The 424-nt window shown below is 43.4% G+C and carries 1 protein-coding gene; it reads left to right on the top strand.

The window, feature by feature from the left end; genetic code table 11:
- The coding region (locus tag DSOL_RS26390; protein ID WP_207649702.1) for a TolB-like translocation protein at positions 1 to 424 on the top strand (424 nt) is incomplete at both ends.

Below are 424 nucleotides of genomic sequence, written 5' to 3'. Positions count from 1 at the left end.
TAGTCCAAGCGTCACTGGGTTGCCGGATGGCGGCTATGTTGCCACTTGGATGTCAAATCATACCGGCGATGCGAATATATATAAGCAGCAATATGACAAAACTGGTGCAGCTGTCGGTGCTGAAACGTTAGTCAGTTCAGTTCCTGGAACACAGCATACACCCAGTGTCTCAAGTCTACAGGACGGAGGATACGCAATAACATGGCGGTCAGATCAAAATGGTTCCAATGACATCTATTTGCGAATATTTGGTGCAGATGGAAATCCAGTAACGGCGGAAGCGATTGTGAATGATGTCCAGACAGGAAGTCAGATTGATCCAAAAATTACAACATTGAAAAATGGTAATTTTGTTGTAGCCTATTCTTCAGACCAATCAGGAACAAACGATATTTTCTACCAAGTGTTCGATTCAACTGGGAAT

Origin of the sequence: Desulfosporosinus metallidurans (genome assembly GCF_001936615.1) — a bacterium.
In the GTDB taxonomy this organism is placed as follows: domain Bacteria; phylum Bacillota; class Desulfitobacteriia; order Desulfitobacteriales; family Desulfitobacteriaceae; genus Desulfosporosinus; species Desulfosporosinus metallidurans.
Note: the sequence above shows the minus strand (reverse complement) of the source record. Positions and strands in the feature narration are given on the sequence as shown.